Raw genomic sequence first — 9,518 nt, forward strand, 5'->3', positions numbered from 1 at the left:
GTATCACAACACAGCATTTATAAATGGCTAAAGGCGCTACAGCCTTTACGTAACAACTCTGATGAACATGAACTACTCGAAGCAAAGAAAGAAATCCTACGTCTTAAAAGTCAGCTTAAACAGACTGAAGAGGAACGGGATATTCTAAAAAAGGCCGCAAGGTACTTTGCAAGCCTGCCCGAGTAAAGTATCAGTTTATCCTGGAATACAGCCATCAATTTAAGATTAAAACGATGTGTCGGGTCCTTAAGATCGCTCGTGCTGGTTACTATGCCTGGTTGCATGAACCCGAATCAGGCAGGACTATTGAAGATAAGCGGTTATTACAGCTCATCCGTTCTTCTTATGATGCCAGCTATGGCATCTATGGTTATCGTCGCATTACGCTAGATCTAAAAGAATTGGGTGAAAGCTGCGGGCCCAATCGTGTGCTGAAGATCATGAAGAACAATGGTATTGCCGCTGTTCGAGGATATAAGAAACATAAAAGCTATGGTCGTGGTCGTCCTCAGATTGTGCTACCTAACCATTTAAATCGAGAGTTTATTGTAAACACACCTGATACTTCTTGGGTGACTGATATAACTTACATTCGCACATGGCAAGGCTGGTTATATCTGGCTGTGGTTCTTGATTTATATTCGAGAAAAGTCATCGGTTGGTCAATGAAACCTACGCTTGCCAAGGATATCGTTTTGGATGCACTTCTTATGGCGGTATGGCGACGTAGGCCAAATGAACCTGTGATCATACACTCTGACCAAGGCTCCCAATACAGCAGTAGAGACTGGCAGAAATTCTGTCAGAAACATAACTTAATACCCAGCATGAGCCGTAGAGGCCTTGCGCAGTATACTGCTCATGGGATAATGCCGTTGCTGAATCCTTTTTTAGCAGCTTAAAGAAGGAAAGAATTAAAAAGAGGATCTACAAAACACGAGAAATGGCTCGTGCAGATGTGTTTGATTACATCGAGATGTTTTACAATCGAATCAGGCGTCATTCGCATCTCGATGGGATGAGTCCAGAAGCCTTTGAGGCAGCTTCAAAATGAGGCTGTCTCGTGTCTAGGATACTGGGAGCAGTCCAAGGATTAATTTATTGCTCATTTACATAGAATTAACTTTAATAAAAATTTCTTAGGCTATTAATAGAAACTTAAATGTATTTAATATTTTTATTTTTCAATCTAAGTGTTAGAAACCATTTAAAGTGTCTGTATTCTCACCAATAAAAATGTCTGGTCTATGATGCGCATCAACATCATGGACTGGATATAAACTTGAGATGCTGATCACTATGTCTGACAAGGAAATACAACTTCTTGCAGTCCTGCAAGATGTACGAGATCAACGTATTACGCAAGTCCGTGCTGCTGAAATTCTGAATCTTTCAAGCCGTCAAATTACCTGGGTTATTGCACAAACTCAATCAAGACAGTATTTCAAGCCTGACACATGCCAGTCGTGGTCAACCGGGTCATCGTCGCCATGATGAAGCCGTAAAGTCTGAATGCCTTTCCATTATTTCTGAACATCTTCTGGGCTTTGGACCGACCTTGGCGCATGAGAAGCTGATCAGCATGTTTGACCTGAATATTCCTGTAGAAACGCTTCGTCGCTGGATGACTGCCAATGATCTCTGGATTCCTCGATCCAAGCGTCTGAAACGGCCATATCAGCCTCGATATAACCGGGATTGCTTCGGTGAGTTGATCCAGATTGATGGTTCATATCATGACTGGTTTGAAGGACGAGCCGCCAAATGCTGTTTGCTGGTTTATATCGATGACGCGACTGGAAAGCTGTTGCATCTGCGCTTTTGTGAGGCTGAAACCACCTTTGACTATATGCTTTCCACCAGAGCCTACATTGAGCAATACGGCAAGCCGCTGGCCTTTTATAGTGACAAACATTCGGTATTCAGAGTGAACCAGAAATCCAGTCAGGACAGCCAGATCACGCAATTTGGCCGGATTCTGAATGAGTTAAACATTGATATTATCTTTGCCAACTCACCACAGGCCAAAGGTCGTGTGGAACGTGCTAACAGGACACTTCAGGATCGTCTGATCAAGGAGATGCCGCCTGGAAGGTATAGCCAGTTAAATAAACTACACTACATTTCCTTAAAGCTGATATCTAATGCCTCCAGGACTGATTTCTGCTGTTGGCAAACAATATTTCTGACTTTCCTTTTGAGCAAAGACTATGCTTTATTCAATTGGGTTGAAATCTGGGCTATAAGCCGGTAAATACATGAGTCTGGCATTGTATTGAATAGCCAGTTCATCAATTTCTTTACCTTTGTGAATCGAAGCGTTATCTAAAATCTAAAATCAGTAAGTGCTTTTGATGCTCACCATTTTTATCTTTAGGTAAGCCTTTCAGCAAATATTCAAGCCACCCAGCAAAAGTGCTGCGATCACATGAACCCTGAAAGATGAAGGGTGCAATGAATCTGAAAGCTGCACTTGATCGAACAGCACTGATCATACACAGTCTGGTTCCATGCCCACCCGATTTTAAGGCATGGCAACGTTTTCCTTCCTCAGACCAACCATACTCAGCGGTTTCATTGGTATTTATGCCGGATTCATCAATATATAAAATATGCTCTTCACCATATTGCTGTTTCCATTGTGGCAGAAACCATTGGAATACGGCCCGTCCTATTTTGCAGGCTTGTCTGTAGAGAAAAGTCTTTTTTTTATGACTCCAACCCAGCTTTTTTAAAGCAAACAGGATATTGGCATAGCTGACGGAATAACCAAATCTTTGTTCAAATAATGGCACCAGATCTTTAGCCTGTGAAAATGGTGTTGTTTCAACAAAGCTTTTAAAAGCCTGTAAGTCTCTAATTTTATAGGGTCGACCTGCTTTTTCAGGATGTGGCCGATTCGCATTTCCTTGCAGCTGCTCGAGGTTAATCCAGAGATCTAAAGTCGTCCTTGCGATCTTAAAAACAGTACAGGTTTTAGATTTATTCTGGCATTCTTTGTAGTAGTCCAGAGCTTTGTGACGAAGATCGTTGGAATATGGCTTAGGCATAACAGCAGTGAGTAAGGTTTTTTTATAGTGTAGCAAACCTTATATTTCTAGCCATATCTGCTCGATTGCAGAAGCCAATGCCTGGCTACCCTGCTTCATTGAGCAGTTCAATCAGAAGTTCGCCAAGTGTGCGAGAAATTCCAAGAACTTGCATCGCCCTTTAACAGAGTCTGATGCTGAACTGGAGGATATTTTCACCTGGCAGGAACCGCGTAAGGTCACAAAGAACCTGACCATCACGTATGACAAGTGTATTTATATGCTTGAGCCAACAGCACTGAATCATAAGCTTGTTGGACAATACATTTCATTTCTGGAGTACCCAGATGGCACTGTGGCCATCATGCATGAAGGACGGAAGATCAACTATAGCGTCTTCAATAAACTGGCTGGATTACAGCAGAATGAAGTGGTTGAGAACAAAAGATTAGGCTCGGTTCTAGCCCAGATCCAGCAGCAACATGAGGAGTTGGAGAAACAGAATAAACGTTCCCGTCTCAAGAAAAGTATGCCGAGTCGTAAAGCTCAGAAAGCAATCATTGAACAAAGGAATTTAAATCCTGTTCTTGACTCTTGTAGTTAAAAACAGAATATTTTAGTTGTTGAATAACAATAGTGTAGCAACTTGCTACACTTTTTTTCCGGAATTCATCAAAATCTTTTTCAAGAGTTCATCAAGCTCTCTTAAATGCTGCTCATCAATATCACTTACCTTTACAGAGACCTTTAAGTTGTTATGGTTAAATTTAATATTACCCGCAACTTTACCGTCATACTCAATTTTGTGAATGAATGACGTAGTGACAGGTTTATCAGATGAATTTGCATTTAAAAGTTTTTCTGCTAGAGCTGTGAGTTTAGTCTGCTCTACTTCTTTTTTAATTAGCTTATGCCAAGCCTTTAACAATGCATCTTCAGCTTGTTTTGCTTTATCGTCGTGATCTGCTAAAAATTTTTTAATTGCAGTTGCCGCAGTACGTGCTATTAATGCCGGTTGTTCATTAAGATCATTAAGCAACTCAGCTGGAAGTTTTTCAAAAGAAAGATACTTGTACATATCTTCTCGATTCATACCTAAAGATTTTGCTAGCTTCTGTTTATTTTTCTTGAGATTTGCATCTAGGGCGTTTAATCCAATAAAAATTTCATAATCAGTTAAATCTTCACGTTTTAAGTTTTCTGCTAAAGTTAATAAAGCAACTTCTTCATCGGTTGCATCTATCACAATAACTTCAATACTCGAACGATTTAGGAATTGATGAGCCTTAAGCCGACGTTCGCCAGCAATTAATTCGTATTTTTCTCCAACACGACGAACAGCAATAGGTTGCAATAAGCCTACTGATTCGATTGATGCAGCTAATTCTTCAATTTGCTCTTGATTGAAAATTCTACGAGGCTGATTCGGACTAGGATAAATATCGGAAATCTGAACATTTCGTTTTAACTCTTTAACATCTTGAACATGTTCTTTCTGTGCTTGCTGATGTTTTTGAGTATTTAGCTGTAAACGTTGTGCTAATAATTCTTTACTACTTACCATATGTTTCTCTTGTTCAGATTGTTACGCGTTGCAACGTTGCACAATTTCATCCGCTAAATCTTGGAAAGCTTTACGAACTTTTGAACTTTTATCCATACCTAATAGAGATTGTTGCATAATCGCAGCCTGATTTACTTTTGTGCTAGCAGGAATAGATGTTTCAAGTAAATTTCCAACATGTGTTTTTGCTGCTTCTTTAATTATTTTACACACAGTTTGACGTTCATCATGTTTAATTAATAAAGCTCCCAACAATTGAAGATCTGGATTAACACGTCGAATTTTAGTTAGATGATTAATTAAATCTGTTACACCATACAAGCCGTATTGGGAGCCAGATTCAATAGGAATAATTACATGAGTTGCTGCAGCTAAAGCATTACTAGTGAGTAGTTTTAGGCTAGGTGGACAATCAATTAAAATAAAATCATATATTCCTTTTAAATATTCTAATTTGATTGCAAGTTCTTCAGATGGTCTAGGTGCATCATCTTTTAATTTATCTTCGGTTCTTCCTAAGTTTAAAGAACCATAAATTAATGAAACATTTTTGAATCTTGTTTGTTCTTCCAATGCTTCTGTTAATAGACTAACATCACCAACTAATAACTCAGCAGAAGTGGTTTCTATTTCACTTGGATGTTTTGAACCAATATGTAAACTTGCATTTGCTTGAGGATCTAAATCAATAACTAGAGTTTTATAACCTAAATTTGCAAGTTCTGAAGCTAAGTGGACAATTGTCGTTGTTTTTCCACATCCGCCTTTGTGATTTGCAACAGCAATGATTTTTGTTGACATATTTGTCATATTAATCTCAACTTGAATTACTCAAATATAGTCAAAATTGTAGAAACTTACTACTAATTATTTGAACGAATTTAAATCCATATCCTACTTATTTTTAACAAAAAAACAAAAACTAATTTTATGAAAAAAAGCTAGCTAATTTATAATTAGTATTAATTTATATAATTAGTTAATTATAATTAAGACTGTTTTTTTTCATTTAAAAACAATATCTTGATTGGTTTAAGGTGGAATGATTGTCACTGAAAAGTGGAATGATTGTCACTGAAAAGTGGAATGATTGTCACCGAAAAGTGGAATAATTGTCACCGAAAAGTGGAATAATTGTCACCGAAAAGTGGAATAATTGTCACTATAGTGGAAGATCTGTCATGCACTTTTTATTTTATCAAATTTAATTAATATAAATATTTAAATTACAATTACTTATANTATAGTGGAAGATCTGTCATGCACTTTTTATTTTATCAAATTTAATTAATATAAATATTTAAATTACAATTACTTATATTGAGGATAAGTCCTGCTTTTATTTCTTTTTAGGTGGAAGATATGTCACTACATTTTGAAGTGTTGTGGATAAGTTTGTTTGTCTAATTTTTGACCTTTATTTGTGTGTAGGTTTGTAAGGCATTATTAATAAGTGGAAAGTTTGTCACTATTGGTGGAAGGATTGTCACTGATTTCGGAATAGAATCACATTCATAAGAACATACATAGTTTGTTAAGCTCAAATGCTTGGATGCTATCAAATAGCAAAAGGTAGAAGATTTGTCACTGTTGTGGGAAATCTTTCCTTTGTAAATGATTGAATAGCAGTCACCTAAAGTGGCACTATTTTCGCCTTCATTTTTAATTAGTGGAAGATATGTCATCATAAAGTGAAAATAAATAAGAATTTCCACTTTTCTGTGGATGTATATTCTCTTTTTACCTTGAACAAGAAGTTTTGCATCTTCCCTGATATAAAATAACGGGAGACCTAACCTAAAGTGGAAGGTTTGTCATTTAAAAGTGAAAATTATTAAAATCTTCACTTTAATCTGATATTGATTGTAATACGTGCTAAAAGTGGAATGTTTGTCATTAGTATGAATAGATAGAATTCTTGACCTATTAAAGGCGGTCAATTTTAAGATTTATTATAAACCCCCCAATATATACTGTAATACAGTACATAAATTGTTCTTAAAGTGAAATTTTTGTAATCAATTATTAAGTAAATGGGAATATAAATATATAAGACTTAAAAATTATCTGATAGATCTTATGTTAATTTTTGGAGATAGCTTAGGGTCTCTGATGGTTATCCTACTTAAGGTGGAAATCTTGTCACGTACTTAAGATATAAGATCATAATAGCCTAAGCTAGGAGATTAATGATAACTAATTTTTTCTAGACTTAGCCAGAAAATCTCAAAAAATATGGATCGAATAAACAGTACGGGGAAATATTTGATTGTTACGTGAACTTAAAGTGGAGTGTTTGTCACGAAAAAGTGAAAAAATAAATTCAATTCACTTTAAGATTTTATTTTTTTACTTATCTCTAACTTAAAAGCTGCTCTAAGTAAGCATAAAGTAATACATGAGTGAAAAATTGAAATATTTTTCACTTTTGAGTATAACTATTAGAAATCCATTAAATAAATTGCTCATGAAAACTGTAGACGAAAACGAAGATATTGAATATTTACCTTATTGTATTGGTAACATTCGCCATAATAGCGTAGTAAGCACCAGTAACCGTTTAATTCGTCCTATTGAGTTATCTGCCAATGAATATAAAGCTTTGCTGTATGCTATGGCCGTAGCTAATTATGGAGAAAAGAACAACAAGGATAAAGAAATTACTGAACAAACTTATATTTACTTACACAAGCATGATTTAGGTGAATTACTAGGATTAGATAAGAAAAACTCGATTAATGTTGCTATTGATCGTATATATAAAGAACTATCTTCGCGTGTCGCACATTTTGTAATTGAAGAACCAACAGAAGAAAATAAGAAAAAAGTAAAAAAAGTACACTCAGTTGTACCCATTATCCGTGAACTGCGGTGGGAGGATGATGCAAAGAATGCTCTACAGATTCGTTTTACCAGTGAAGTCCTTCCTTATTTTACTCGTTTAGCAAATGGTAATTTTACGACTTATCAATTAAAACATTTATTCGCTCTTGAATCTGTAGCAAGCATGAGTTTGTATTCTTTTTTTATTAAGAATGAATTCAAATTTACTCAACAATCTAGTTATGAAATAGAACTTAGCTTAGAAAATTTACGTACATTAATCGATATAAGTGAGGCTAAATACGATCGATGGGTAGATTTTAGACGATATGTTTTAGATAAAATAATTAATGAAATTAACGCATTTACAGAATTACATTTAGAATATGAGACTATCAAAAAAGGTCGTCCAGTTGTTGGGGTACTGTTTAAGGTTACAAGTAAGACAAGTCCAGAACCGAAATCTATATCGCCAAAAAACAAAAGTAAAATTTACCTGGATGTGCCATTTACTGAAAATAATTTAATAAAAGATCTTGGTGCAAAATTTGATGTAGATATGCGAGCCTGGTATATTTTTAATGATAATGAAAATATTCAGAATTTTAAAAAATGGTTCAAGGTAGAAGGATGTTTAACAGATTCACAGGCAAACGCGATTGTAAACGATATTCTATTTCAAATGGATTTCGCAGATTCAGGTGTTTCCATGGAAGATTTCAAACGTTCTATGAAAGCTAAATTGAAGAAAGATCCAGGATTTGTTGCTACTCATCGAGTACGTTTAAATGAGATTTTTGGGAAGGAAATTGTTTAGTGTAGCAAGTTGCTACACATTGTATTTTGAGTCTATTAATAATTTTGTTAATCACTTTCCATAATTAAGGGTGATCGCTTTTGTAGTTATGAACTCAATAAAAAAGTTGCTCATTGCTAAACCCCAGTCTTGAATTGGAATATTCCACTTTATAGATGCTGCATAAATTTACAAGTAAATCACTTTACGTACAAGATTCATCCGTTGCAAAGACTTTATGCTTTTTGATTACCTAGCGTATTACGTTACTTAATGACTCGATCGCATTGGTGGTATAGATAGCTTTGCTTCCTAAGTAGAAATGTCCGGTTTCTCCAAAGAAATGCTGAGATCAAAACAACAAAAAAATTTTTACCTTACTTAAAGAAATTAGGCTTCAAACCTTGAGTGTATTATTCAATAGAGGGTTATTCGGATAGTTTTTATATGAAACTCCCTAGAAAGAATCTTATAGGGCTTTTTGTTTTTCTTATTACTTAAAAAATTAGATGGCAGAAGTTACAGCTTCTGCCTTTTACTAAAACGACTATGGATATAACCATGGTACGGTTAGTTGTTCTAGTCATCGTATTATACAAAAAATCATACTGCAGCACACAATTTTCGATTAACTGAACCCTCGACAGTCCCCATCCCGGCTTTTCCAGGGCAAAAATTTTCCCCAATTTCTGGGGATAAATCTGGGACAGTTTTTAATCATCTTTGTACGCATTTACTTAAGTCAATTCCGTTACTTTGCTGCTGTTCGGAATAATGAAATATTCAAATGATAGATTCATCAGGAACAGGAAGTTCCACACAATAATAAAAATATAGATATGCACAAAGACAGTAAGGTCCGACAGGAGTTATACCGAGCGACCCCATACGAAAAACCCTGGCAGAGAATGCCAGGGTTTTTTCATTTCTCGTATATTTAACCTAAATAAAAAAGTCTCCGACAAACCCGGTACGGTTCAGTTCTTTAACGTGATTGCCAAACGTTATGAAAAAAGCAGTACTATATTGACGAGTCACTTACCATTTAGCCAATGGTCCAAGTCGTTTGCTGATGATGTTACTTTGACAGCTGCGATGTTAGATCGGTTATTGCATCATTGTCGTGGTGCAAATATCGGGTGAGAGTTATTGTTTAAAGGCTTAGATTCTCAAATGAAGTGCAACAGAGATTAAATTATTGGAAGGAAGCAAGATGAGCTAGCATTTTGCTTCCGACCGACCAAAGTCAAAGTTGCATCATGAACTACACTCATCTTACCCAAGAAGAAAGATATCAGATTTATAC

The 9,518-nt window shown here is 35.7% G+C and carries 5 protein-coding genes and 5 pseudogenes (1 of these 10 running past the window's edge); 5 read left to right on the top strand and 5 right to left on the bottom strand.

The features are described from left to right. Nucleotides 1-1,054, top strand: a pseudogene (locus H4I94_RS15160) (IS3 family transposase); it begins 251 nt to the left of the window's first position. A gap of 233 nt (nucleotides 1,055-1,287) precedes the next feature. Continuing rightward, nucleotides 1,288-2,105: pseudogene (locus tag H4I94_RS15165) on the top strand (ISNCY family transposase); the annotation flags it as partial. 110 nt (nucleotides 2,106-2,215) lie between these two features. On the opposite strand, the gene H4I94_RS16355 reads toward H4I94_RS15165, so the two are convergent. Together H4I94_RS16355 and H4I94_RS15170 are read right to left on the bottom strand one after the other, a co-directional pair. Beyond that, on the bottom strand, nucleotides 2,216-2,332 hold the full coding sequence (locus tag H4I94_RS16355; RefSeq protein WP_409976769.1) for a transposase: 117 nt from the start codon (nucleotides 2,330-2,332) through the stop codon (nucleotides 2,216-2,218). Then, a complete protein-coding gene (locus tag H4I94_RS15170) occupies nucleotides 2,322-3,086 on the bottom strand; it encodes a transposase (RefSeq protein ID WP_261183627.1) in 765 nt (254 codons plus the stop codon). The genes H4I94_RS16355 and H4I94_RS15170 overlap by 11 nt, the downstream gene beginning before the upstream one ends. Before the next feature lie 19 nt (nucleotides 3,087-3,105). On the opposite strand from H4I94_RS15170, the pseudogene H4I94_RS15175 reads away from it, so the two are divergent. After that, nucleotides 3,106-3,633: pseudogene (locus H4I94_RS15175) on the top strand (ISNCY family transposase); the annotation flags it as partial. Between the two features lie 45 nt (nucleotides 3,634-3,678). Here the strand turns inward: H4I94_RS15175 and H4I94_RS15180 are convergent. Both H4I94_RS15180 and H4I94_RS15185 read right to left on the bottom strand, forming a co-directional pair. Then, entirely contained in the window at nucleotides 3,679-4,593 is a 915-nt protein-coding gene (locus tag H4I94_RS15180; RefSeq protein ID WP_261183628.1) for a ParB/RepB/Spo0J family partition protein, read from the bottom strand. Nucleotides 4,594-4,614: 21 nt separating this feature from the next. Next, nucleotides 4,615-5,394 carry a ParA family protein gene (locus H4I94_RS15185; protein ID WP_261183629.1) on the bottom strand — a complete coding sequence of 260 codons (780 nt, stop codon included), beginning with the start codon at nucleotides 5,392-5,394 and terminating at the stop codon, nucleotides 4,615-4,617. Between the two features lie 1,666 nt (nucleotides 5,395-7,060). On the opposite strand from H4I94_RS15185, the gene H4I94_RS15190 reads away from it, so the two are divergent. Further along, nucleotides 7,061-8,233 (top strand): replication initiation protein, encoded by a 1,173-nt coding sequence (locus H4I94_RS15190; RefSeq protein ID WP_261183630.1) that lies wholly within the window; start codon nucleotides 7,061-7,063, stop codon nucleotides 8,231-8,233. 51 nt (nucleotides 8,234-8,284) lie between these two features. Here H4I94_RS15190 and H4I94_RS15195 read toward each other — a convergent pair. After that, nucleotides 8,285-8,519: pseudogene (locus tag H4I94_RS15195) on the bottom strand (hypothetical protein); the annotation flags it as partial. Between the two features lie 674 nt (nucleotides 8,520-9,193). Between H4I94_RS15195 and H4I94_RS15200 the strand changes: the two are divergent. Next, a pseudogene (locus H4I94_RS15200) lies at nucleotides 9,194-9,377 on the top strand (ATP-binding protein); the annotation flags it as partial. Nucleotides 9,378-9,518 lie beyond the last annotated feature (141 nt).

Origin of the sequence: Acinetobacter sp. T_3_1, assembly GCF_025377055.1 — a bacterium.
Classification (GTDB): domain Bacteria; phylum Pseudomonadota; class Gammaproteobacteria; order Pseudomonadales; family Moraxellaceae; genus Acinetobacter; species Acinetobacter kookii.

Coding starts and splice junctions, on each gene's coding strand:
- H4I94_RS15180 (WP_261183628.1), bottom strand. CDS start 4,593: ATGGTAAGTAGTAAAGAATTATTAGCACAACGTTTACAGCTAAATACT.
- H4I94_RS15185 (WP_261183629.1), bottom strand. CDS start 5,394: ATGTCAACAAAAATCATTGCTGTTGCAAATCACAAAGGCGGATGTGGA.
- H4I94_RS15190 (WP_261183630.1), top strand. CDS start 7,061: ATGAAAACTGTAGACGAAAACGAAGATATTGAATATTTACCTTATTGT.